The 23,999-nt window shown below is 41.8% G+C and carries 20 protein-coding genes and 5 pseudogenes; 5 read left to right on the forward strand and 20 right to left on the reverse strand.

Annotated elements, in window-relative coordinates; genetic code table 11:
• Positions 1 to 2 precede the first annotated feature (2 nt).
• Positions 3 to 2,553: pseudogene (locus tag ACRWSG_RS07790) on the reverse strand (M14 family metallopeptidase).
• A 144-nt stretch (positions 2,554 to 2,697) separates the two neighbouring features.
• Here ACRWSG_RS07790 and nfuA point away from each other — a divergent pair.
• A complete protein-coding gene (nfuA, locus tag ACRWSG_RS07795) occupies positions 2,698 to 3,273 on the forward strand; it encodes a Fe-S biogenesis protein NfuA (protein ID WP_054554437.1) in 576 nt (191 codons plus the stop codon).
• Between the two features lie 14 nt (positions 3,274 to 3,287).
• A pseudogene (locus ACRWSG_RS07800) lies at positions 3,288 to 3,555 on the forward strand (hypothetical protein).
• Between the two features lies 1 nt (position 3,556).
• Here the strand turns inward: ACRWSG_RS07800 and dinF are convergent.
• Positions 3,557 to 4,891, reverse strand: coding sequence for an MATE family efflux transporter DinF (dinF, locus tag ACRWSG_RS07805; protein ID WP_462166006.1), 1,335 nt, complete (start codon positions 4,889 to 4,891; stop codon positions 3,557 to 3,559).
• Here dinF and ACRWSG_RS07810 point away from each other — a divergent pair.
• Positions 4,868 to 5,899: a polysaccharide deacetylase family protein gene (locus tag ACRWSG_RS07810; protein ID WP_462166007.1), complete on the forward strand. Its 1,032-nt coding sequence runs from the start codon at positions 4,868 to 4,870 to the stop codon at positions 5,897 to 5,899. The two genes, dinF and ACRWSG_RS07810, sit on opposite strands and share 24 nt — an antisense overlap.
• Here the strand turns inward: ACRWSG_RS07810 and ACRWSG_RS07815 are convergent.
• The 13 genes and pseudogenes from ACRWSG_RS07815 to ACRWSG_RS07875 all read right to left on the reverse strand — a co-directional run bounded on the left by ACRWSG_RS07815 (position 5,886) and on the right by ACRWSG_RS07875 (position 17,938).
• Positions 5,886 to 6,920: a protein-glutamate methylesterase/protein-glutamine glutaminase gene (locus tag ACRWSG_RS07815; protein WP_462166008.1), complete on the reverse strand. Its 1,035-nt coding sequence runs from the start codon at positions 6,918 to 6,920 to the stop codon at positions 5,886 to 5,888. The two genes, ACRWSG_RS07810 and ACRWSG_RS07815, sit on opposite strands and share 14 nt — an antisense overlap.
• Before the next feature lie 8 nt (positions 6,921 to 6,928).
• Entirely contained in the window at positions 6,929 to 7,543 is a 615-nt protein-coding gene (cheD, locus tag ACRWSG_RS07820; RefSeq protein WP_462166915.1) for a chemoreceptor glutamine deamidase CheD, read from the reverse strand.
• Positions 7,544 to 8,362: a CheR family methyltransferase gene (locus tag ACRWSG_RS07825; RefSeq protein ID WP_054554442.1), complete on the reverse strand. Its 819-nt coding sequence runs from the start codon at positions 8,360 to 8,362 to the stop codon at positions 7,544 to 7,546.
• Between the two features lie 64 nt (positions 8,363 to 8,426).
• Positions 8,427 to 10,755 (reverse strand): annotated as a pseudogene (locus ACRWSG_RS07830) (methyl-accepting chemotaxis protein).
• 29 nt (positions 10,756 to 10,784) lie between these two features.
• Complete coding sequence (locus tag ACRWSG_RS07835) at positions 10,785 to 11,270, reverse strand: chemotaxis protein CheW (RefSeq protein ID WP_054554444.1); 486 nt, start codon at positions 11,268 to 11,270, stop codon at positions 10,785 to 10,787.
• The gene (locus ACRWSG_RS07840; RefSeq protein WP_462166009.1) at positions 11,267 to 13,348 is read right to left on the reverse strand and encodes a chemotaxis protein CheA; all 2,082 of its coding nucleotides are present in this window, start codon (positions 13,346 to 13,348) and stop codon (positions 11,267 to 11,269) included. Before ACRWSG_RS07840 ends, ACRWSG_RS07835 begins: the two co-directional genes overlap by 4 nt.
• 15 nt (positions 13,349 to 13,363) lie before the next feature.
• Positions 13,364 to 13,726, reverse strand: coding sequence for a response regulator (locus tag ACRWSG_RS07845; protein WP_054554446.1), 363 nt, complete (start codon positions 13,724 to 13,726; stop codon positions 13,364 to 13,366).
• Positions 13,727 to 13,735: 9 nt separating this feature from the next.
• Positions 13,736 to 14,008, reverse strand: a complete 273-nt coding sequence (locus tag ACRWSG_RS07850) for an STAS domain-containing protein (protein WP_054554447.1) — start codon at positions 14,006 to 14,008, stop codon at positions 13,736 to 13,738.
• Positions 14,009 to 14,172: 164 nt separating this feature from the next.
• Positions 14,173 to 14,790: an SCO family protein gene (locus tag ACRWSG_RS07855; protein WP_054554448.1), complete on the reverse strand. Its 618-nt coding sequence runs from the start codon at positions 14,788 to 14,790 to the stop codon at positions 14,173 to 14,175.
• A pseudogene (gene cyoE / locus ACRWSG_RS07860) lies at positions 14,787 to 15,694 on the reverse strand (heme o synthase). Before cyoE ends, ACRWSG_RS07855 begins: the two are co-directional and overlap by 4 nt.
• 9 nt (positions 15,695 to 15,703) lie before the next feature.
• Positions 15,704 to 16,693, reverse strand: a complete 990-nt coding sequence (locus tag ACRWSG_RS07865; protein WP_462166010.1) for a COX15/CtaA family protein — start codon at positions 16,691 to 16,693, stop codon at positions 15,704 to 15,706.
• Between the two features lie 20 nt (positions 16,694 to 16,713).
• Complete coding sequence (locus ACRWSG_RS07870; RefSeq protein ID WP_166341139.1) at positions 16,714 to 17,208, reverse strand: transmembrane cytochrome oxidase associated protein; 495 nt, start codon at positions 17,206 to 17,208, stop codon at positions 16,714 to 16,716.
• Entirely contained in the window at positions 17,189 to 17,938 is a 750-nt protein-coding gene (locus tag ACRWSG_RS07875; protein ID WP_462166011.1) for an SURF1 family protein, read from the reverse strand. Before ACRWSG_RS07875 ends, ACRWSG_RS07870 begins: the two co-directional genes overlap by 20 nt.
• A gap of 14 nt (positions 17,939 to 17,952) precedes the next feature.
• Between ACRWSG_RS07875 and ACRWSG_RS07880 the strand changes: the two genes are divergently transcribed.
• On the forward strand, positions 17,953 to 18,264 hold the full coding sequence (locus ACRWSG_RS07880) for a DUF2909 domain-containing protein (protein WP_138601009.1): 312 nt from the start codon (positions 17,953 to 17,955) through the stop codon (positions 18,262 to 18,264).
• Here the strand turns inward: ACRWSG_RS07880 and ACRWSG_RS07885 are convergent.
• The 5 genes and pseudogenes from ACRWSG_RS07885 to lexA form a co-directional block, all read right to left on the reverse strand.
• Complete coding sequence (locus tag ACRWSG_RS07885) at positions 18,164 to 19,039, reverse strand: cytochrome c oxidase subunit 3 (protein ID WP_462166012.1); 876 nt, start codon at positions 19,037 to 19,039, stop codon at positions 18,164 to 18,166. The two genes, ACRWSG_RS07880 and ACRWSG_RS07885, sit on opposite strands and share 101 nt — an antisense overlap.
• 37 nt (positions 19,040 to 19,076) lie before the next feature.
• Positions 19,077 to 19,607 (reverse strand): cytochrome c oxidase assembly protein, encoded by a 531-nt coding sequence (locus ACRWSG_RS07890; RefSeq protein WP_054554454.1) that lies wholly within the window; start codon positions 19,605 to 19,607, stop codon positions 19,077 to 19,079.
• On the reverse strand, positions 19,607 to 21,199 hold the full coding sequence (gene ctaD / locus ACRWSG_RS07895) for a cytochrome c oxidase subunit I (RefSeq protein ID WP_462166014.1): 1,593 nt from the start codon (positions 21,197 to 21,199) through the stop codon (positions 19,607 to 19,609). The genes ACRWSG_RS07890 and ctaD overlap by 1 nt, the downstream gene beginning before the upstream one ends.
• Positions 21,199 to 22,340: pseudogene (gene coxB, locus ACRWSG_RS07900) on the reverse strand (cytochrome c oxidase subunit II). Before coxB ends, ctaD begins: the two are co-directional and overlap by 1 nt.
• Before the next feature lie 438 nt (positions 22,341 to 22,778).
• On the reverse strand, positions 22,779 to 23,396 hold the full coding sequence (lexA, locus tag ACRWSG_RS07905; RefSeq protein WP_054554457.1) for a transcriptional repressor LexA: 618 nt from the start codon (positions 23,394 to 23,396) through the stop codon (positions 22,779 to 22,781).
• Positions 23,397 to 23,557: 161 nt separating this feature from the next.
• Between lexA and ACRWSG_RS07910 the strand changes: the two genes are divergently transcribed.
• Positions 23,558 to 23,995 carry a PaaI family thioesterase gene (locus ACRWSG_RS07910; protein WP_054554458.1) on the forward strand — a complete coding sequence of 146 codons (438 nt, stop codon included), beginning with the start codon at positions 23,558 to 23,560 and terminating at the stop codon, positions 23,993 to 23,995.
• Positions 23,996 to 23,999: the final 4 nt, after the last annotated feature.

Below are 23,999 nucleotides of genomic sequence, written 5' to 3' on the forward strand. Positions count from 1 at the left end.
GATTATTTATCACCAGAGGCATGAAAGGCATTACCAAAAAATAAGGCATTGCTTAGTAATCGACTCGTGCCGTACCAGTAACCACGGAATACTGGGTTATCTGTCATGCCTATCACACTGCCTTTGCCATATGAATGCGCAATGAGGCCAGCAGCACCCGCGACTTGCTCTACGTTTACGTCATCAGTAAAGCCAGCTAAAAGCGGTTTATCTGTGTAAGTAAGCACATTAACAAATGGAGCATCTGACTTCTCAAGTAGCCAAGTGCTATTCTTAAATACAGGTAATGTATTACGGTTCAGCGAATACGTAAGTGGGTGAGATAAATCTACAGAGGTATTAAAAATTGCGCCGGCAATACGCTGACGGTCTGCTAAGTGATCTTTATCAGCATAGCTAAGCCCTGTGGTATCAAAGGCACTCGCTACATCACGACGAGATAAGTAATTGGCTTTTAGTAGCTGCTGATCAGCTAAGAACTTAGCACCGCCTTTGTGACCCCAAATAACACCGCCTTTACGCACCCACGACTTAATAGCCACTTTAGTCGCATCATCAAGACGATTGAAATTTCCGTGCGCTAAAATAATATGGCTGTAGTTTTCAAGGTCGATGTTACCTAAACGTTCCATTTCGATAATGCTTGGCGCTGTACCAACAAAACGATCTAAGTAGTACCACACTTCTCCCAGCTCATACTGGCTAGTTCCTTGACCACCCACTAGCAATACTTTAGGCGCTTTCACAACCGCCATTGCACGAGAACCTAAATCAGCCCCCTTCACCGTTAAGCCCGAACTAATGGGTGTAATTTCAATGCCAAACTCATTCTGTGCTTGGTTTAAATAACTAACCCAGTTGCTATCAGTTTGCAGACCAGCAGGAACAAGAATACTACCTGGCTCAAAAGCGATTTCACCTGATGGTGTTTTTGCTGTTAGTGGGCTTAATGCCACACGTGCTTTCACGCCTTGCTCGAGTAAGCTATTAAGCATTTTTGGCGCTAGGTAGTCATCCCATTTGAATGCGTATGCATAGCTTTGCGGTAATGCAGCAAAGCTTGACTTAACACTTTGCTGCCAAGGCATTTTTGCCACATTTAAACCCCAGTTGCTGCTTACCTTTGCAAATTCTAGGTTGAAGGCATGAGCAAGTGTCCAGCCAGATACATCATAAAACGTATTATCAACAAAACGCTGCTGCTCACTGAAAATTGCTTTAATTAAACGAAATTGTGGCTGTGCTAATGGCACATAATAGCTCTGCTCAGAAAAGCTTTGACCGTTTATTTTTAACGGCTCTTCTAACATGTACGCATTGATTTGATGTTGTCTAAGTAAATCAAGGAAGTATTGCATGCGGCTGTGATCAGCGCCGCCTTTAACTACATACCCTTTAAAGTCTTCATCACCAGCAAGATCAACTGCTTTGTTGTAAAATTTTGCTTGATAATCAAGTAAGTCTGTACGGTTATCAATCGCTGCTTGGAATGTCGATAAGCTAGTTAATAACTGATTTTTAATTGTAAACGGGAAGCTTAACGGACCGTTGATCGTTTCTTGTAAGTGACCACGCGAGCTCGCTTGTTCAAATAAGATGCCTACACCGCCATTGACGTCTGGGTAAGTTGAGCCTTTACCATAGTAAAAGTCATCAAAGCTTTCTTCAGTGAAGTAAAGTGCGTTGTGCTCATCAAGTGTCTTTGCATGATAGTTTGCAATTGCTTTAGTCAGCGTGACATTTTCTTCAGGCGTGATTGGGTGCTTACGAGTTGGGATCCCTGGTTGGAAAAAATAAGTGCTGTTTGATCATCTCATGGAAGTCAGTTAGGATATTCGGTTTCCATTGGTGAAACTGTGCAATACGTGCACGTGATTCAGGATGTTGTAGTAATAACCAGTCACGGTTTAAATCAAACAAGTAATGGTTAGTACGGCTACTAGGCCAACTTTCGATATGCTCACGAGTTTGCGGATCTGATGATAACTTCATGCCACGGTTGCTGTTTGCCCAATTTGCAAAACGCGCTAAGCCATCAGGGTTTAATGATGGGTCGAGTAAAATAACCGTGTTGTTAAGTAAGGCGTCAATTTCTGGGCCCTGTGCAGCTGCAAGGTAATACGCAACCAGTAACGACGCATTGCTACCTGATGATTCATTACCGTGAACACTGTAACCCATCCAAACAACCGCTGGCTGCTTACTTGAGTCACTTGCTTCACCATTTAGGCGAGCTAAGTGAGCCTTACGAATTTGCTCAACTTGGCCAAGTTTGTCGGACGCTGTAATTGTTAGCATCACCAATGGACGCTGCTCATGAGTACGACCGATTACTTTAAAATTCATTCGGTCACTTTTTTCAGCAAGAATTTGCATATATTGCACAAGCTGATCGTGACGTACATGCCACTCACCCACTTCGTAGCCTAACACCTGTTCAGGAGTAGGAATACTTGGGTCAAATTTCACATCTTGTTCAAAGTAATAAGAAAGAGGTTTTGCTAATGCGCTAACGCTCACTAGCATGGTTAATATTGTTATTATGAAACGCATAGATAGCACCCGTAATTATTTGATGTTTTAACGCTACCATTCGATAAAATAGATGCAACTTTTTACGCTCAACACTGGCGACAACACGATGAGCGGAGTATGATACACAGTATCCGAGTAATTTAGTCAAGTATAGTCCGTTTTATGATCTCTATTTCTGAATCTGCACAATCTCATTTTGCTAAACTTTTAGCAGACCAAGCTGAACAAACAAACATTCGTGTGTTTGTAGTAAACCCAGGTACTTCGCAGGCTGAGTGTGGTGTATCTTACTGCCCAGAAGACGCCGTTGAAGCGACTGATATTCGTCTACCATTCAATGGTTTTGATGCCGTTGTTGATGCAGAAAGCGCCCCTTTCTTAGAAGAAGCTGAAATCGATTTTGTAACTGACAAAATGGGTACTCAGTTAACGCTTAAAGCACCAAACGCAAAAGCACGCAAACTTAGCGATGATGCGTCACTACAAGAGCGTGTTCAACACATGCTTGAAACCGAAGTTAATCCACAGCTCGCAAACCACGGCGGTCAAGTAAGCCTAGTAGAAATTACAGCTGACGGTATCGCGGTACTGCAATTTGGCGGTGGCTGTAACGGTTGTTCTATGATTGACGTCACACTTAAAGAAGGCATCGAGAAAGAAATGATCGCCAAGTTTGACGAAATCAACGGTGTAAGAGACATTACTGATCACCAATCTGGTGAGCACTCTTACTACTAACCGGTATCTAAAGCATGCTTAAAAAATGGGTATTTCGCTTAGGTAGCGATCCCAAATTAAGCTTAAAACGCTTTCTTCGCGGCCTAGCACTATTTGTGCTAGCCGTGATTTTTATTGCCATAGGTTATTATGGTCGCACTATTTCAATTAATTGGCCTAGTCATACTCGCAGTGGCTTTATTCTTTGCTGGTTGGGGCTATTTAGGTATTTTTGCCAACCGCTTCGCGCAAGTTTTAGAGCGCTCTTCACCTAAAAATCACGACCCTGATTTGTGGAAGTAATTTAATCTAATAATTGCTGATTATTGACAATTTTACGGTAGCGAAACCACAGCGTTAACCCGCGCATCAGCATAAAGCTGGTCATCGCAAACCATAAACCATGATTTTGCCAGCTACTCACTAACCAAAACAGTCCAAAAAAGCCCACTAAAGCACTAAATAGCATAGTATTACGCATATCTTTAGCACGGGTTAAACCAACAAATATGCCATCAAATAAGAAGCAGCCCATCGCCGCGATAGGCAATATAATCACCCAAGGAAGGTAAACCGTTGCAAGACTGATAACTTCGGGCACATCGGTAAGTAAGCGAATAATTGCCTCACCAAATAATAAAAATATAAAGCTATAAAACAGCGCAAATAACCCGCCCCAAAATAGGCTCAAATTAACCCATAACTTAATCTGCTTAGCGCTGTGCTCACCTTTCGCTTTACCTACCTTTGCCTCACTTGCATAAGCAATACCATCAAGCGCAAAGCTCACCAACATTAAAAAGTTTAGCAATACGGCATTAGCCGCTAAAGTTGTTTCGCCGATCCGTGCGCCATAAAAAGTCATAAAACTAAAGCACAGCTGGAGTGCTAGTGAGCGAATAAAAATATCGCGATTTAAGCTCACCAAATCAAGTAACTTAGCAACACTTAACCAGGCTTTCACGGCAAGGTTGACACCTTGCTTTTTGGCGAGCTGAGCAACTAACATAAGTGCAAAAGCAAGGGCGATATAATCAGCAATTAAAGACGCCCACGCAGCTCCAGCCACACCCCAATCAAGAAACACCACAAAATAAATATCAAGCACGATATTGGTAATATTGGTGATTAGTAATAAATAAAAAGGCCCGCGACCATAATGGACACCTAGCATCCAACCAAGTAAAACCAAATTACATAAAGCAGCGGGCGCACTAAAAATACGAATAGAAAAATAGCTATTTGCTTGTTCTAAAACAGCTTCATTAGCATTTGATAAATATGCCATTAAGGATTGAATAGGTATACTCAGCGCAATTAAGAGCAGCGCAACCGCTGTCGCTAGTAACAAGCTGCGCTTTAATAGCTCGGCAAGTAAGGTGTGATCGTGTTTACCGTAAGCCTGTGCAACCAAGCCTGTGGTACTCATGCGCAAAAAGCCCGCTAGCCAAAATAATAACGAGATAACTGCTGAACCGAGCGCTATACCAGCCAAATAGTGAGCGCTTCCTAAGTGGCCGATTACAGCAGTATCAACTAAACCTAACATTGGCACGGTAATATTTGATAAAATCATCGGACCGGCTAATAACAGTAAACTTTTATGGTGTGCCTTATGACGTTTAAGAAAATGTTTCATGTAGTATTTGCAGTCCTGTTAGGTTTATCTTTGCGCGCCCATGGTGCAGTCATTCTACAGTATCACCACGTCAGTGAAAGCCTTCCTGCGGTCACCAGTGTCAGTAGCGAAACATTCACTGAACATATGCAATATTTAAAAGATAATAACTTTAACGTTATTCCATTAGATGAACTCATTACCTCATTACAAACAGGCCAACCGCTAACAGATAAAACCGTCGCGATTACCTTCGACGATGGCTACAAAAATAACTATGAAGAAGCAGCGCCCATCTTAGAAAAATTTGGCTATCCGTACACTATTTTCGTCAATCCCGAGCTAATTGATGAAGGCAAAAGCTATGTAATGACCTGGCAGCAGTTAAAGGAGCTATCGAAAAAAGGTGCCTTAATTAGCAACCATACGCAAATTCATAATTACTTACATCGCAAACAACCAGGCGAGAGTGAAGAAGCATGGCTTGCACGTACTAAAAAAGACATTTTATCTGCCCAGCAGCGAATTAAAGAAGAAATTGGCCATGATTATAAATACCTCGCTTACCCTTATGGCGAGTTTAATAATTCATTGCAACAACTAGTAAAATCGCTAGGCTTTGTTGGTATAGGTCAGCATTCGGGTGCTGTTGGTATCCATTCTGACTTTACCCGATTACCACGTTTTCCAGCATCGGGCTTTTATTCAAAGCTTGAAACACTTGCCACTAAACTCGACTCTCAAGCATTCACTATCAAACAGCTCACCTACTCAGATAGTGTGACAGACGAAAACCCACCTAGTTTAACGATGCAATTTGATATGCAGGACTTTCATAAAAGCCAGTTTGCTTGTTATGTATCAGGTATTGGTCAAGCTGATTTAACCTGGCTTAGTAAAGATACGGTGAAGATCACATCACCTGAAAAACTGAAAAAAGGCCGTTCTCGCTTTAACTGCACGGCCCCTTCTATCGCGAATAAAGGCAGCTATTATTGGTTCTCTCAACCTTGGGTTATTGTACCTTAACTGCTTGTTTTAGCATTTGCGCTGTGACTTTATCAAGGCGAACCACTTCATTAGCCGCATTGAGTTCGACTGCGGCTTTTGGCATGCCCCATACCACTGACGATAATTCATCTTGCGCGATGGTGTAAGCTCCTGCTTGATTTAATGCGAGCATGCCTTTTGCGCCATCGCTGCCCATACCGGTCAATAACGCAGCCACAACCGCTTTAGGGCAAGCCACAACCAAGGAGTTAAATAGCACATCAACCGCTGGGCGATGGCGATTAACCAACTCATTAGTATCAAGCTGGCAGTATAGGCCGCCTGCTTTTTTCACTACACTTAAATGCTGATCGCCTGGCGCAATGTACGCCCAACCTGACTGTAACTTATCGCCATGTTCAGCCTCCTTAACACTAATTTTGCAGGTTCTATCCATGCGCATCGCAAACGAAGTACTAAAAACCGGCGGGATATGCTGTGTAATCACTATCGGTGGACAGTTTTCTGGCATGCGCACAAGCACTTCTTTAATTGCTTCAGTTCCACCTGTTGAAGCACCAATTGCAAGTACACTATTGGGCTTAAATTGCAGTGCTGTTAAGGCGCTATCGTCTTCAATTTTTGTTTCTTTAAATGCACGTATTCTTGCACCTGCGGCTGTGCATACTTTTTGATGAAGTAAATGTGCATATCGCTGCAAGTTTTCTGTTACATTGATAGTTGGTTTAGCAATAAAATCAACAGCACCAATTTCGAGGGCTTCCAGTGTAATGGGTGAGCCTTTTTGAGTCAGTGTTGAAATCATCACAACTGGCATAGGACGAAGGCGCATCAAGTTTTTTAAAAAGCTTAGTCCATCCATTTTCGGCATTTCGATATCCAGCGTTAAGACATCAGGATTGAGGCGCTTAATTAAATCTCGGGCTTGATAAGGATCTTCTGCCGCGCCAACAACTTGAATGTCTTCTGCTTGCTCGAGTACTTCCTTGAGTAAACCACGGATCAAAGCAGAATCATCAACTATGAGTACTTTGATCATTTGCTCTCCTAAAATAATTCAATATCCGTTTCTGCATCTTGCTGTTCGATATCGTGTAGGTATTTGATTTCACGTTTTTCGAGCTTATCTGAATGCAGTTCACGCATTTTTTTTACTTGGGCTTTACCTGTTTGAGGATCAAACATCACCTTTCGGGGCCAAGGCCCACCGACATCATGAGATACTAAATCTAAACCTTCCTCAAGTATATAAGCATTTGCAAAACGAATGTTGCCAACACCAATATCAGTCATTGAGCGGATTATTTTCCCTCCGCCAAACAGTTTTACTTTGAGATTGCGCCTAGAAGCACCGTTTTTAAGGATTTCATTAATCAGATATTCCATTGCCCAGTTACCGTAACGACAATTAAGACTATGAGCATTACTAGGATCGACTCCTTTTTCTACAGGCAACATAAAGTGATTCATGCCGCCAATTCCTAGGCCTTCATCATAAATACATGCAGCAATACATGAACCAAGCACTGTCGTGATCAATTCATCAGTTTTAGAGACATAAAACTCGCCAGGTAATACCTTAGCAATTACCTTCCCACGACGATTATCCCAAAACCGTTTCACATGCTCAAAGCCAGATATAACAGGTCCGGAAGTGGCTATTCATGATCCGCCCCTTTGGTAAATAGTCTGGCCTAAGTTTTTAAATTCCTTATGATCCTTCCCTAATGTCTCTGAATGCCCTAAAAATAAGTAGCCAGTGTTAGTCAGTAAGTCGTGATAGCGTTTAAAAAGTTCGTCTTTGGTTGGCTTATCGAAATAGATAACAACATTACGACAAAAAATCACATCAAACGGTCCTTTCATAGGCCAGCTCTGTAATAAGTTTAGACGCTTAAAAAAAATGTTCTTTTGTAGTTCGGGCTTTACTTTATAAAGTTCTCCATCGTGGCTTTTCAAAAACCAGCGCTTAAGATGGCTTTTGTCTAGTCCATTCACATTTGCTGCGGTATAGGTGCCAGCCTGCGCTTTTGCGAGTACATTTGAGTCTAAATCGGTGGCTAAAATTTTCACATCCCAATCGGGTGGAAATAAACCATGCAATGTCATAGCAATCGTATAAGGCTCTTCGCCAGTGGAACAACCAGCTGACCAGACCCTTACCCGCTTTTGTTTTGCATTACCAACCAATAGTTTTGGCACTATAGTATTTTTCAGGTAATTAAAGTGATGGGGCTCACGAAAAAAAGAAGTCAGATTAGTGGTTATAGCATTAATAAATTCACTGAACTCTTGCTCTTTATTCTCATCAAGAAAACCTAAGTACTCCCTAAAACTCTTTAGCTTGTGATGGCGGATACGTCTTGCTAAACGCGAGTAAACCATTTCACGTTTATGCTCCGCCAATACAATGCCACACGCATCGTACACCTGAGAAGAAATAGCCTTGAAATCATTATCCGTTAATAAAAACTCTTTCATGTGTTTGACCCTGCAGCTGTAACAGTCGGTGCAATTAACTTATTAGAATAAAGTCGGGAAGAGTTTAAAACTCTTCCCACTCGTCACTGGGATCAACAAAATTGTTGCCTTTTGGTGCCGAGCGCACTGTCGAACTAGGCTGTTTAACTGCTGGCGCTGAACTAGCGCTGTTTGAAATATCAACTTCGTTATTTGATAACGAGAAGAAGTTTAACAAGCGGCGCATATCATTTGCTTGTTCAGCCATTGATTCGCCCGCAGCTGATGCTTCTTCAACTAAAGCTGCATTTTGTTGAGTCATTTCATCCATTTGAGCGATGGCTTTATTAACTTGCTCAATGCCAGAGCTTTGCTCTTCTGATGCTTGGGCAATATCAGAGATCATTGCCGTAACTCTTTGTACTGCTGTTACTATTTCTTGCAATGTTGAACCTGATTCATTAACAAGTAATGTACCATCTTCAACTTTGCCAACACTGTCTCGGATTAATTCTTTGATTTCTTTTGCTGCGGCGGCTGAACGCTGTGCTAAGTTACGGACCTCACCAGCAACAACAGCGAAACCTCGGCCTTGCTCACCTGCTCGTGCAGCTTCGACTGCAGCATTCAACGCAAGTAGGTTTGTTTGGAAAGCTATTTCATCAATCACACTAATGATGTCAGCAATTTTCTTACTCGATTCATTAATTGCCGACATGCTGGTTACGGCGCGATTGACAACTTCACCACCTTTTTGCGCTTTTGTACGCGTTTCTTCCGCAAGTTCATTCACTTCTTTTGCATTATCAGCATTTTGACGAACCGTACTGGTCATTTCTTCCATGCTTGATGCTGTTTCTTCAAGTGATGAAGCTTGCTCTTCAGTCCGTTGACTTAAATCTGCATTACCTTGCGAAATTTCTTCTGCACCACTGGCAACGAGCGTTGCAGAGGTATTAATGCGATTAATCACTTCAGTAAGCTTATCAGCTGTGGCATTTGCATCACGTTTTAACTTATCGAATGAACCTTGGTACTCTTGTTCTATTCGTTTTGATAAATCACCATTTGCCATGGCATCAAGCATATTGCCAGTGTCTTTTACTGCATCATCGACGATACTAACTAGACTATTCAAGCCCTGCGCTAGACGTAAGAAGAATCCTTGTTTGCCCGCTTCTTCAACACGCGCTTCTAAATCACCATTCCCGGCAGCAGCAACAAACGTTTGCAATTTCTTTTTCAATCGCCACTTCAGCTGTTCTATCTTCCCACTCTACAACCGTACCAATTCGTTCGTTTTCTGGCGTAAAGATAGGGTTTGCAACTAATCCAAATGTTCGACCACCAACATATATTTCAGTGCTATATGTGCTACTCAGCTTCGCCAGCATATTGCGCTGATGTGCTGGGTTTTTATGGAACACATCAATATTTTGACCAATGAGGTTACTACTGTTGAAATTAGGTAAGTCTTTACGTAAATCACTTTCAGCTGCTTTCATCATATTTAAAACAGCTTCGTTCATGTAAATAATATTATTGCCGGCGTCTGCAATCATGGTATTGGTTGCCACACGGTCTAACGCGCGTCGAACACGAAGATTTTCTTCTGCTTCACGTTTTTCAGCTTCCGCTTTTGCCACGCTATCAGTGATATCTTGCCATTCAACAATTGTTCCTAGGCGACTTCCAGATACACTGAGCCACGGCGTTGCTATTAAACTAAATATTAAATCCGCAATTTTAAGCGTTGTTTTAAAAGGCTCGGTCAAGGTTCTTAGTACTTCACGCTGATGAGATGGTTGCTTATGAAAGTCATCAACACAGGTGCCAACTAAGCTATCAACCGAGAAGTTTGGCAGCACCTCTTTTAAAGCTTCTTCACGAAACTTAAGCATTTTTTGTACTTGGTCGTTAACAAAAATAATTTCTAGGTCATTATTAGCAATCATCACATTGGCTTGGCAGACCCGAAGCGCGTTTGACATATTTGCATCACGCTTAGATTTTTTTTCTAGCTCTTTTTGCGCTGTAATATCACTGGCAAACTTAATAACTTTAACGACATTGCCATTACTATCAATAATTGGGTTATAGGTAGCTTGAATCCAAATTTCTTTACCATTTTTGGCAAACCGCTTGAATTCATCTGACATAAATTCACCTGTGCGCAAGCGCTGCCAGAACTGTTGGTATTCAGGACTTTGAGTTTCTTGGTCATCAACAAAAATTGCGTGATGTTGCCCTTGAATTTCTTCAAGTCGGTAACCCATGGCATTCAAAAAATTAGCATTCGCAGTGATTATGTTTCCACTTGGTTCGAACTCAATAACTGCCAGCGATTTGTTCAGTGCTGCAACAACTAAATCATTATTTGACTCAACGTTTTTAGGACTACTAAACCATCCCATACCCTTCACCTTCTTGTTAATCTACCCAATTAAATGTCCATTGTTTTTTGTAGGTCTAGTAACGCGACCATCTTTTCACCCACATTGACTAAACCCGCAACAAATTGAGTGTTGTCTGAGTCAGACAAGTGCGGCACCGCTTTCGCTTCATGCTCTGCAATGCTATAGACATCCGACACGGCATCAACCACGATACCCATAATTTTACATGTGCTCTCTAGTTTAACTTTCAGTACAATAACGACAGTTAACGGTCCATAAGTGACAGCGGGCAAGCCAAAGCGCAGCCGTAAATCAATAATAGGAACTATAGTGCCGCGCAAATTTATAACGCCTTTAACAAAGTCAGGTGAGTTTGGAATTTCAGTAATTTCTTCCCAACTACGAATTTCCTGTACCGTAAGAATATCTACACCGTACTCTTCATCAGCCATGAAAAAGGTTAAAAACTGTTTAATATCTTCGTCTTGCCCGATATTCAGCTTACTTTGTAGGTCATCGTGCTCAACAATCATGACGCCTCCAAATTAGCTTTTGATTCAATAATTAACTCTTGGCTTCCTGGCTTCCTTAAGCCTGACAATTTAATTAAGCCGCTGATATCTATAATTAAAGATACTCTGCCATCTCCTAAAATTGTCGCTCCTGATACACCATCAACTTTTTGATAATTCGCCTCTAAACTTTTAATAACCACTTGTTGCTGTGATAATAAATCATCAACCAACAAACCAACTTTTTGATTATCGCTCTCAACAACAACCAACAAAGTTCTATCAAGCGTTTCTATCGCACCTTTGTGATTAAAAATATTGTAAAGCCTTAAAATTGGGATGTACTCATCTCTCAAACGAAGTACATCTAAATCTTTACCGACGCGACTGACTTTGCTGATATCAATTTGTAGTGACTCAATAATAGAAATGAGTGGAATAATGTATGTATGCTGGGCAACTTTAACCAATTGACCATCCAAAATAGCTAGAGTAAGAGGTAACCGGATGGTGAAGGTTGAACCGATACCTGGAGATGAAGCCACCTCAACCGAGCCACTGAGCGCTTCGATATTACGCCTAACCACGTCCATACCAACACCGCGACCAGATAAGTCACTCACTTGATCCGCTGTCGAAAAGCCAGGTAAAAAGATAAGCTCATTAATTTCGTTATCGTTTAAATCGTCATTTTCAGAGATCAAGCCATTTTTTATCGCCTTTTCTCTGATCTTTTGCGTGTTGAGCCCCTGACCATCATCCATAATTTCGATAACAATATTACCGCCTTGATGAAATGCATTAAGCGTCACAGTGCCAACAGGGTCTTTACCCGCAGCAACACGCTTATCAACGGTCTCTAAGCCATGATCTAAGGAATTTCTCACTAGATGCACCATAGGATCAGAAAGCTTCTCCATCACCGTTTTATCTAGTTCTGTTTGTTCACCAAGCAATTTAAGCTCAACTTGTTTATCCAACTTTTGCGAGATATCACGAACTAACCGAGGGAAGCGACTAAATACAAAGCTTATTGGTAACATGCGAATACGCATGACATTTTCTTGTAAGTCACGTGTATTATGTGCCAGTTGCGCTAAGCCCTCTTGTAACGAGGCGATGGTTGCTTCGGTTATTTCTTGCTCACCTAACTGGCTTAACATCGCTTGGGTAATAACTAACTCACCCACCATGTTGATCAATGAATCAACTTTGTCGATACCAACCCTGATTGAGGTTGACTCTGCATTGGCTGTGGTCGCTTTAACGGGTACTGGTTTTTTCGTATCAGTAGTTGGTTTAACTGGAATAGGCTCGGCTTCTTTCTTTGGTTCGACAACTGCTGTAGCCGTTTCAGTCGTTGTAATTTCTTCATCACCAAACAAGCCACCGCACAATGTGATAGCAATGTCAGCGTCATCCTCAACCCACTCAAAAATTTCTTCTATGCAACTTTGCTCTTTGTCTGTGGTTAAGAAAAAACGCCATGATAAGAAACAGTCTTCGGGGGCAAGGTTAGTAATATCGGGGACATCATCTTGAAAGGCTTGTGTTTCTAGCTCACCCAACTCAGCAAGTTCACTGATCATGTACAGTGGTTCATTGCCAGTTTTAAATAAATGATGATGGGGTTTGAAGTCAATTTGAAAGGTATTTTTTATGTTAGTTTCGTTACTAACTGCCTGCTGCTGAACAACTTTGCTCTTAGAGCGCATGCCCAGAATTTCTTCAAATTTAACCCGTAACTCATCAGCCTCTGTTAAGTCTGGCTGCTGCTCCGCTTGCAATGTTCTTAACAACGCTCTTAAGCAATCAACCGACTTGAGAAGGAGATTAACGTGTTCTGCGGTTAAGGTACGAGAGCCTTCACGGATTTGATCTAACAAAGTCTCAAGTACATGAGTAAAGTCAGCAACGGCGCTGAAACCAAAGGTACCACTGCCTCCTTTTATTGAGTGTGCAGCACGGAAAATTGTATTTATCGTTTCCAAGTCTTCTTCGCCTGGCACCAAGTTCAATAACTCGGCTTCCATTGCATCAAGACCTTCGAAGCTTTCTTCAAAGAAAACCTCAAAAAATTGGCTTAGATCTATACTCATGCCCCGCTCCTATTATTAGCGAATCACTTTTTTCAATACCGCTAACAATTGCTCAGGATTAAATGGTTTAACAATCCACCCTGTTGCTCCAGCAGCTTTACCTTCTGTTTTTTTATCAAGCCCTGACTCTGTGGTCAGCATTAGTAGTGGTGTAAATTTATAATTCGGTAAGCTACGCAGCTCGCGAATAAGAGTAATGCCATCCATGACAGGCATATTCACATCAGAAATAACCGCATCAAAACCTTGTTGCTTAGCGATATTTAGTGCTTCGCTACCATCTTTTGCTTCTGTTACATCGAAGCCTGCTTTTTTTAGTGTAAAGCTGACCATTTGGCGCATTGATGCAGAATCATCGACAGCTAGAATTCTCTTCATAAAAACCTCTTAATTGGCATTTTCAAGCACAAGATAATGGCTTAAACCCAAACTAGTAATTGCTTGTTGCAAAGGCTTGCTTTCACCAACCCATATGATTTTGTGTTGTACTGAAAGCAAATGTTTTTGCAGCGCACATAAAAGCTGAATTGACGCCGTATCAGCTCGTGTCACTTCACTAATATCAAGACAAATATCGTCATTCGCAGACAATTCTTGTAGCAAATCTTGATGGAGTGTTTCGACCTGAGTAATGGCTAATTCAATAGGGAGCTTTAACATTATTTGAATCTTCCCTGCTTAAAACAATTCATAATAAAAGCTTAGACTGACTAAACGAAATTGCCATAAATTGCTTTAAAAAATAGTAAATTTTTTTAGTAGCTTAGCGAGTTATGGCAAAAAATGTATTTACTATTGTTAGCTAATATCGCAAGGCAAATGCTTTATTCTGCATAATAGTCTGCTATTAACTTAAACTCCTCCGTTAACTTGCTAGCATCTACTAATGGCACATTACCTTGCTTAAATTGTGGTTTGAAAATAGCTCTAACAGAGCCTGTAGGATCAACTAAAACAACTGATGCACTATGATCAACTGCGTATTCTTGCTGATCGCTATCGTTAATTGCGTAAATTAAGCCTAACTCTCTTACAAATGGAAAAAGTTGTTTATGCGGACCTGAAACAGCAAGAAAGTTAGGATTAAAGTAATCAATATAAGCTTTACGCTTTTCAGTTGTGTCACGCTTTGGATCAACAGCAACAAACCATACTTGTACTTTGTAATCTTGACTTAACTGTTTTTGAATCGCGGTTAGTTTTGCCAGTGTCATTGGACAAATATCTGGGCAACTGGTGTAACCTAGAAAGACCAAATTCCAATGATCCATAAATTGGCTGTTATCTGCAGGCGCACCATGTTGATCAGTTAATAAAAAAGGACTAATCGGTTTCGCTTGCTCATAAACCAGCGCTTCCACCTCAGGGACGCTATTATTTTTTTCACATCCAGCAATAAATAACACCAAGCCCATAAATAATAAAGCGACTATTCGCGTCATAAAACTAACCATTTATCAATAAATAAGACAATAAAGAGTAGCATTAAATGCACAATTGAAAAACGAAATAAGTCCATTGCAGTATCATCTTTAGGTGCTATTTTCAGCTTCAGCGCCTTATAAATGAAAACAGCATCTAGTATGCTCGCCCCAAGCAAATAAATTAGCCCTGACATACCAATTAAGTAAGGGAGTACACACACTAACGCGAGTAAAATGCTGTAAGCCACTACACATGTTTTACAAAATTCAATACCGTGAGTAACTGGCAGCATCGGAATTTTTGCCCGCTCGTAATCACTTTTACGTGCAATCGCTAATGCCCAAAAATGTGGTGGGGTCCAGGTAAATATAATCATCACCAATAACCATGGTGCAGCAGCCATATGGCCAGTTTCAGATACCCATCCTAACAGCGGTGGCATAGCTCCAGCCAAACCACCAATAACAATATTTTGCGGTGTGGCACGCTTTAAAAATGAAGTGTAAATAAAGGCATAGCCAACAAGCGCAAACAAAGTAAGAATGGCTGTAAGTGTATTAGCCCAAATCACAAGCATCATAAAACCTATTACGCCAATCACTCCAGCAAAGCTCAAAGCGTGCTGTTTACTGAGTCGACCTTTTGCCACAGGGCGATGGCGCGTACGTGCCATTTTACTGTCGATTTCACTATCAACAACATGATTGATCACAGCAGCTGCGACGACAGCAAGCCAATGCCTAGCAAGCTTGCAAGTTGCACAAATACTCCTCGCCCAACATCAGGAGCTAATGCCAGACCAACCCATGCTGTGAGTACAAGCATGGCAACCACTTTAAATTTACTTATAGCTAAGTAATCTTTAAGTAACTCTGAGCTTTGAATAAATAATGATTTTTCTGAGCTTAGTAATAATGCCATCACAGCCTCCTAGGTTCTTACTTTTAAGTGGAAGCATAGTCTTACCATGCTAAGCAGTAACAATGCGGCCATTAGGTTGTGCGCAAGCGCAACACTTAATGGAAAGTGCCAGTGCACAACAGCTAGACCTAAACAGATTTGGCACAACAAAGCGATTAATACAGTGACGGTACAGTGCTTAATTTTTCGTGAGTAACAGCGTGAATATATGCGCCACATGATCAGCGCTAACACTACACAAGTAACCAGCGCCCAAATACGATGCAGCAAATGAATAGACATACGCGCTTGCTGCGATAGCACACCATATTCATAGGTACTGTGCTCGAGCGGTAATTGAAAAACGCTCTTCAAAGAAAACGGTTGTCCGTAGCTACACAGCGGTAAGCCATTGCAATGTGGAGCTGCATAATTCGCCGCAAGCCAGCCACCCAATGCAATTTGCAGTATAAGCACCACCAAGCCCACCAGCGCTAACCGGTAATATGGCTTTGCGCCGCTATCACTGCTAGCAACAGGTTCGGTCTTTAAACGTAGATACAATAAAAACAGCAACGACAAAATACTAAAACCGCCGAGCAAATGCCCCATTACAACTAAAGGTTGTAGGTTCATAGTGACAGTCCACATGCCCAATACGGCTTGGAATACCACCAGTAATAATAGTGCTAATGGCAGCTTAACCGGCATATTTGGATATTGACGTTTTAAAAATGCAAAAACAAACAAAGCTAAAATTAATAGGCCAAGGGCACCGGCAAAATAGCGGTGGATCATTTCTTTCCATGCTTTTGCAGCCTCAAACATCATATCAGGGTAGTTTTGCTCAACATGTAACAGAGCAGTTTCATGTTTTGGCACGGTTAAAAATCCATAGCACCCTGGCCAGTCAGGACAGCCAAGCCCAGCATCACTCAGCCGTGTATAAGCACCAAGCCCAACAACTAAGATAGAGAAGAAAACCGTAATTAAGACTAAATATTTATAATTTTTATACATCTTTATCCCCTTAATGAGGTTTAACTTGAACGCGCATAGTTAAGTAGTTTCTTTAAGTCTTTAAGTAAGCCTTTTTGAATCAGTCTGTTTTGTTCTGGCTCAGCCGTGTAGGGGTAATGCAAAACCACTAAGCCCATGTGATCAACTAAATATAGGTCTCCCGCTTTGAGTGCAGGACTTACTGCTAATTGACGCCAATTTGCCGATACCTGCTGTTGATTTGTCAGTACCGCCACATCCACTTTTTGCTGATTTTTACCTAAAGCGACATATAGGTTATCTAGACTGGCTAATTGGTTTGCACAAACATCAGTGCACTCTTTTGGATAATTAAGCGCAATAGTCCATTGTTTAGGTTCGCCTTGTTGCCAATCAACTAGCTTCACTTCTTCACTTAAAAGCTCACCATGATTACTCGAACCACTCGGTAACCACTCAAGCTTTAATGCTGCATATGCAAGTGCCAACGGCACAAAACAGCACAAAACGAACAAACTAAGCGGGTTTATTTTCATAACCTCTCCTTCTCATCGCAAAAAAAGCAATAACTACACACGCTAAGCCGATTAATAACCACTGCACGGCATAGGCGTAATGTTTATCTGGCCCCATCACGACACTCTGGTAATGCGGGGTTGCAATACCATCTGCTTCATTACGATAACCAATAAAGCCTTGTAAGGGCTTTGCTAATTGAGTACTAAAAATTGTTAAATCGATGCCTTGAATACGCTTAGGCCAGCCTTGTTCTGCACCAATCTCATCGGCGAGTGTGAAGCCTTGTAAGTTGCCTTGTTTCAATTGCACTGTGGCCGAAAACCTTGTTGATTCTGGCCACTCAACGGTTGGTAACTGGTTGCGGTTTACAGGAGCTTTTAACCAACCAAAGTTAACGATTATAGGCGCGGTTTCACCGGTAATTGTCATAGCTACTAGTAAGTCATAGCCCACCTGCCCCTGATAAATTTGATTATCAAGCAGCCAGTATTGTTGTTTATTTACCTCGCCAGAGACCTTGACTTGCAAGCCCGTTTTGTTCAGCTCTTTAGGTAAATTTTGCAGCTCTTGCCAGCTCAAAACTCCTTGCTCTTTCGAAACGGCTAACTGGCTTAGTTGCTGCTGTTTTTGCTCGCCTCGCTGGTATTGCCAAACGCTGAGTCGTAAACAAATAAGCACTGCAAGTATCACAACGCAAATTGCGATAATTGAGCTAAGCTTTTGTTTGCGCCATAAAATTAACTGCATTTGGAATACCTAATATGATTAAAATCATTATTGTTTTGTTATTACTTTATATTCTGTTCAACCTGTTTAGAGCGCTGTTTGTGATGATGTCAGCAAAAGAGCACTCGAAACCCATGTCGCATTACTTAGGTCGTCGAGTGCTGTTTTCAGGTATTGTGCTGGTGCTCATCATTGCCGCAATGAAATTGGGCTTTATTCACACCAACCCGTCGCCGCTTCACAAAGCTACAGCACGTAAACAAATACAAATAAACACAACCACACCACATCAACAAAGTGCCAATACCAAGCAGCTGCTTGAAAGGCAAAGTGCTTTTCACTCGTGAAGTGGCCTTTAAAAATTCTTAGTAGCACTACAAATAAAATAATGGTTCCAAGTGTCACGTGCATACCGTGAAAGCCCGTTAACAAGAAAAAGGTATTCCCATAAACGCCCGCATCTAAGGTCAAACCTAGGTCTTGATAAGCATGCATATACTCATAAACTTGTAAGCCAAGGAAAATCACACCTAATAGCACGGTTAAAGATAAAAATACCTTAAGAGCGCCGCGCTTATTGTTTTCAATAGCAACATGAGCAAAGTGAATTGTGACCGACGAGGTAAGCAGAATAAGCGTGTTGATCAATGGTAGACCTTGCCAGCCCATAGCTTGTGTGGTCTCGCCCGCTGGCGTAGTTAATAGCGGCCATACGGCTTCAAAGGTTGGCCAGAGTACTTCATTGGTCATAGCATTATTACTTGCGCCACCAAGCCAAGGCACCGAAATCATACGGGCGTAAAATAGTGCGCCAAAAAATGCCATAAAGAACATAACTTCAGAGAAGATAAACCAGCCCATACCTTGTCTGAAGGAGCGATCCATTTGCGCTGAATAAAGCCCTTTATGAGACTCTTCAATAACGTTTTTAAACCAGCTAAAAACCATATAGATTAATATGGCAATGCCTAGATACAACACATACTGGCCACTACTGCTCTCACCACTTACTTGCATCACTGTTAAACCAGCACCAACAGCAATTAAAAACATCGCGATGGCACCAACTATTGGCCAAGGACTCTCGGCTGGAACATAGTATTTTTCATAATTTTGATTCATTTTGTTTGCTCCCAATTAGCAATTAGCTTGGCGGCTTTTAATCGTTTTTAGCCACAACATGCCCGCTAATATCAAACACGGTATACGACAACGTCAGTTCCTCAACATCGTCGGGTAACTCAGTATCAACATAAAACAACAAGGTAAATTCCATTTCTTCACCGGCTTTCATTGGCTGCTGATCAAAGCAAAAACAGGCGATTTTATGTAAGTACTTTGCCGCTTTACCCGGTGATACTGATGGAATTGCTTGCATGACTTTGTCTTCATTACTGGTGTTTTTCGCTGAGAATTTAACTTCACGCATGGCACCAGGTTGTACTGCCACACTGTATTGCTCAGACTGCACCTTAAATGGCGCGCCGCTTTGAGCGTGAGTGGTAAAGCTGACATCAACTTGACGCTGTGTATTTATTGATTCACTCGCGCTCGCTTTTTCTAATGATGGCTTACCATTCAACCCTGTAACGTCGCAAAACACGTCGTAAAGCGGCACCATTGCAAAAGCAAAAGCAAACATGAGCAAGCATGTAATCAGCAGTTTTTTTAGCAAAGGTGCATGGTTCATTACTTAATCTCCGGCGGTGTTTCAAAGGTATGATAAGGTGCTGGAGAATCGACTTCCCACTCTAAACCTTCAGCTCCATCCCATACTTTGGCAGGTGCTTTTTCGCCCCCTCTGGCACATTTAAATACCACCAACACAAACAACAGTTGCGATAAGCCAAATGCAAAACCACCAATACTGATAATGGCGTTAAAGTCAGCGAATTGCAGTGCATAGTCAGGAATACGACGCGGCATACCGGCAAGGCCAACAAAGTGCATAGGGAAGAACAACACGTTGACACTGATTAGCGATAACCAAAAATGCCATTTCGCCAGCGTTTCGTTATACATGTTGCCGGTCCATTTCGGTAACCAGTAGTATACCGCCATAATTGAGAACACAGCTCCTGTCACAAGCACATAATGGAAGTGTGCCACCACAAAATAGGTATCATGATATTGAAAATCTGCCGGTGTAATCGCAAGCATCAAGCCAGAGAAACCACCTAAGGTGAATAACACAATAAAGGCGATGGCAAACATCATCGGAATTTCGAAGCTAATTGAACCGCGCCACATGGTGGCCACCCAGTTAAACACTTTAACGCCCGTTGGCACCGAAATGAGCATGGTGGCGTACATGAAAAACAACTCGCCTGCCACAGGCATCCCAGTGGTAAACATATGGTGTGCCCAAACGATAAAACTTAGCAGCGCAATCGATGAAGTTGCATACACCATAGACGCGTAGCCAAATAGCTTTTTGCGCGAGAAGGTAGGTACGATAGTCGATATAATGCCAAAGGCTGGTAAAATCATGATGTACACTTCAGGGTGACCGAAGAACCAGAAAATGTGCTGGAACATCACAGGGTCGCCCCCACCGGCTGCATCAAAAAAGCTGGTTGCAAAGTATTTATCGGTCAACACCATAGTGACCGCCCCTGCTAAAACAGGCATAACAGCAATTAACAAAAATGCAGTGATTAACCATGTCCAAACAAATAGCGGTAGCTTCATCCACGTCATACCCGGCGCTCTTAGGTTGACGATGGTCACGATAACGTTAATCGCCCCCATAATTGAGCTGATACCCATGATATGTACAGCAAATACAAACAGTGCGGTGTTGTCGTTACTGTAAGTGGTGGAGAGTGGTGCATAGAAAGTCCAACCAAACGCAGGACCGCCACCCGGCATGAGTAACGAAGCTAAGAGGATTAAAAATGCGAAAGGCAATATCCAAAAGCTCCAGTTATTCATACGTGGTAAGGCCATATCCGGTGCACCTATCATCATAGGTACCATCCAGTTTGCAAGCCCAGTGAACGCGGGCATAACGGCACCAAACACCATGATCAAGCCATGTACGGTAGTCATTTGATTAAAAAAGTGCGGATCGACTAACTGTAATCCAGGCTGAAACAGTTCAGCGCGGATCACCATTGCCATTGCTCCGCCAATTAAAAACATAGTGAGTGAAAAAATCAGGTATAAACTCCCGATGTCTTTATGATTGGTGGTGTAAAGCCAACGCTTAAAACCTTTAGCAGGGTGATGATGGTCGTGATGCGCATGCCCAGTTGCTTGCTCGTTAATAACGTTACTCATTAGTTCGCCTCCGCTGCTGCATCAATCGCGGCTTGAATTTGACTCGGTTGGATAACATCGCCGGTGTCATTACCCCACGCATTTCGCTTATAAGTAATAACCGCAGCAAGTTGCTTGATTGAAAGCTGTTTATCAAACGCTTGCATTGCTGTGCCAGGCTTACCGTGTAACACAATATCTATGTGATCTTTTACATCACCTAATACAATCGGGCTGCCTTTAAGTGCTGGAAATACGCCAGGTAGGCCCATACCGGTAGGTTGGTGGCATGCAGCACAACTAGCCATGTAGACTTGCTCACCCAAGGTCATAAGCTCTTCTTTCGGTAATGTTTGATCAAGCAAAGCAGCATCCGCTGCGGCCGCATTGGCTTTTTCTTGCTTAGCATCTGCAAGCCAATTAGCAAACTCATCTTCAGGTAAAGCTTTCACCACTACAGGCATAAAGCCATGATCTTTACCGCATAACTCAGCACATTGGCCACGGTACACGCCTGGCTCGTTAATACGTGTCCACGCTTCATTGATAAACCCAGGATTTGCATCCTTTTTAACCGCAAAATCAGGCACCCACCATGAATGAATTACATCGTCTGAAGTCATTAAAAAGCGAACTTTTTTATTGATAGGAAGTACTAGCGGTTTATCTACTTCAAGCAAATAATGTTCAGTTTTCTCTGCTTGGTTGTCTATTTGATCTTTAGGAGTAGATAGAATCGAGTAATAGGCAATGTCTTCACCCATGTACTCATAATGCCACTTCCACTGTGAGCCCGTCACTTTAATGGTGATATCGGCTTTAGAGGCATCTTCCATGGCAATTAAGGTTTTTGTGGCAGGCACAGCCATGGCGATTAAGATGACAAATGGAATGGCAGTCCAAAGTATTTCAACTTTTGTACTTTCATGAAATTGGGCAGGCTTATCCCTTTGGATTTACGGTGGTGTATTAAAGCCCAAAACATCACCGCAAATACGATGATGCCGATTACACAGCAGATAATAAATATCGTCATGTGTAACTCATAAACATTATTACTTATATCGGTCACCCCTTTACGCATATTGTATTGGCTATTTGCCAATGCAAGCTCAGGAAGTGCAAACAATATAAGCCACAAGGCGTAACGCAGTTTACCCATGTGACGGCTCCTTTAGATGCTATTGCAAGACGCAAAGCGAAAAGGCGATACAACAAGGTGCCCATTCGTTTTTCTTATTGTTCAGAGCGACTACGTATCATTTTGACCCACTTATGATACCGACCCCATGACTAACACCTCGCACATTTTTGTGTCTTTTTATTAATTAGGTGTTAATACAGTGTATTAACTAATTAGTTAAAAAATGACCAATAAGCAAGTTTTAATGATAATAAATGTTTATTTTGGTGCAGAAATAACAACTATAATCAGCGCTTTATTTAATGTTTAGGGGTAAAAAACGAAATATAAAAAGAGAGGAAAACTGCGCCATATAAGGCTTTAAATGAAGAGTAAGGATTCACAAATCCTAATTAAGTAGTAAAATTTCAGTGGCGCACCAAATTGAGTCAATTTGATGCACCAAATTGGGAACGTTTACATCCAGTCAGCGTTACGAATAACACCTACCGCTAACCCCTCGATGTTGAACGACTCATGCTCAAGGTCAACCTCAATAGGCGAAAACTCTTCGTTCTCAGCGTGTAAAAGTACTTTGCGACCCGCTTTTTCTAGACGCTTAACTGTTACATCTTCATCGACTCGAGCTACAACTACTTGCCCGTTTTCAGCAACTTGTGTTCTGTGTACTGCAAGCAAATCGCCATCCATAATACCAATGTCTTTCATACTCATACCATTTACACGCAGTAAGAAATCGGCTGCAGGTTTAAATAATGAAGGATCAACTTGGCAGTGACTTTCAACATGCTCTTGCGCCAAAATAGGTTCACCAGCTGCAACACGACCAATTAAAGGTAAGCCTAGTTGCTCTGGCTCATCTTCTTCAATTAACTGAATACCGCGACTCGCCCCAGGCTTCATTTTGATCATGCCTTTTTTAGCCAGTGCTTTTAGGTGTTCTTCAGCAGCGTTGGCACTTTTAAAACCTAATGTTTGAGCTATTTCAGCACGCGTAGGTGGCATGCCTGTATCTTTAATAAAGACTTTAATTAGTTCTAAAATTTGCGATTGGCGTTTAGTTAATGGGCGCATACAACTGGTTTTCCATACAGTACATTTAACTGTGAGTATATACAGTTATTTGAAAATCGCAAATTTAAATTAACCCCATCATATTGCTACAAAACTAACATTGAACCACACCGAAAGATGCCATAAGGTATTAGCTTTAATTAGCAGGCTAAGGAAACACAATGAGTATTTGGCACCACCCAATCACGTTAGAGCTTTGCAAAGAGCTAGAACAAGGGATCACCGGTCAAGGCACTTTAATGAAAACTATGGGCATTGAGGTGACTGAAATTGGTGATGATTATTTAATGGCAACTATGCCTGCTATTCCTGAGCATCATAACCCTATGGGTATGGTTCATGGCGGAGCAAACGTTGTATTAGCAGAGACAGTGGCAAGCTATGCAGCCAATTTCGTGGTTGATTTCAATAAGTTCTATGCTGTTGGCCAAGAAATTAATGCCAACCACATGAAAGCGTCACGCAAAGGAACGTTAACAGCAACAGCAAGACCGCTGCATTTAGGTAAGCGAACATCTGTTTGGGATATTAAAATTACCAATGCCGCAGGAGAGCTTTGCTGCGTATCAAGAATGACCGCAGCTGTTGTAGAGCGATAAATTC

Source organism: Pseudoalteromonas sp. GB43 (assembly GCF_054923805.1).

Coding starts and splice junctions, on each gene's coding strand:
- ACRWSG_RS07880 (WP_138601009.1), top strand. CDS start 17,953: ATGATTAAAATCATTATTGTTTTGTTATTACTTTATATTCTGTTCAAC.
- ACRWSG_RS07910 (WP_054554458.1), top strand. CDS start 23,558: ATGAGTATTTGGCACCACCCAATCACGTTAGAGCTTTGCAAAGAGCTA.
- ctaD (WP_462166014.1), bottom strand. CDS start 21,199: ATGAGTAACGTTATTAACGAGCAAGCAACTGGGCATGCGCATCACGAC.
- ACRWSG_RS07865 (WP_462166010.1), bottom strand. CDS start 16,693: ATGTATAAAAATTATAAATATTTAGTCTTAATTACGGTTTTCTTCTCT.
- dinF (WP_462166006.1), bottom strand. CDS start 4,891: ATGAAACATTTTCTTAAACGTCATAAGGCACACCATAAAAGTTTACTG.
- ACRWSG_RS07835 (WP_054554444.1), bottom strand. CDS start 11,270: ATGATTGTTGAGCACGATGACCTACAAAGTAAGCTGAATATCGGGCAA.
- lexA (WP_054554457.1), bottom strand. CDS start 23,396: ATGCGCCCATTAACTAAACGCCAATCGCAAATTTTAGAACTAATTAAA.
- ACRWSG_RS07815 (WP_462166008.1), bottom strand. CDS start 6,920: ATGATCAAAGTACTCATAGTTGATGATTCTGCTTTGATCCGTGGTTTA.
- ACRWSG_RS07875 (WP_462166011.1), bottom strand. CDS start 17,938: ATGCAGTTAATTTTATGGCGCAAACAAAAGCTTAGCTCAATTATCGCA.
- ACRWSG_RS07810 (WP_462166007.1), top strand. CDS start 4,868: ATGACGTTTAAGAAAATGTTTCATGTAGTATTTGCAGTCCTGTTAGGT.
- ACRWSG_RS07825 (WP_054554442.1), bottom strand. CDS start 8,362: ATGAAAGAGTTTTTATTAACGGATAATGATTTCAAGGCTATTTCTTCT.
- ACRWSG_RS07855 (WP_054554448.1), bottom strand. CDS start 14,790: ATGACGCGAATAGTCGCTTTATTATTTATGGGCTTGGTGTTATTTATT.
- ACRWSG_RS07850 (WP_054554447.1), bottom strand. CDS start 14,008: ATGTTAAAGCTCCCTATTGAATTAGCCATTACTCAGGTCGAAACACTC.
- ACRWSG_RS07885 (WP_462166012.1), bottom strand. CDS start 19,039: ATGAATCAAAATTATGAAAAATACTATGTTCCAGCCGAGAGTCCTTGG.
- ACRWSG_RS07840 (WP_462166009.1), bottom strand. CDS start 13,348: ATGAGTATAGATCTAAGCCAATTTTTTGAGGTTTTCTTTGAAGAAAGC.
- nfuA (WP_054554437.1), top strand. CDS start 2,698: ATGATCTCTATTTCTGAATCTGCACAATCTCATTTTGCTAAACTTTTA.
- ACRWSG_RS07890 (WP_054554454.1), bottom strand. CDS start 19,607: ATGAACCATGCACCTTTGCTAAAAAAACTGCTGATTACATGCTTGCTC.
- ACRWSG_RS07870 (WP_166341139.1), bottom strand. CDS start 17,208: ATGAAAATAAACCCGCTTAGTTTGTTCGTTTTGTGCTGTTTTGTGCCG.
- ACRWSG_RS07845 (WP_054554446.1), bottom strand. CDS start 13,726: ATGAAGAGAATTCTAGCTGTCGATGATTCTGCATCAATGCGCCAAATG.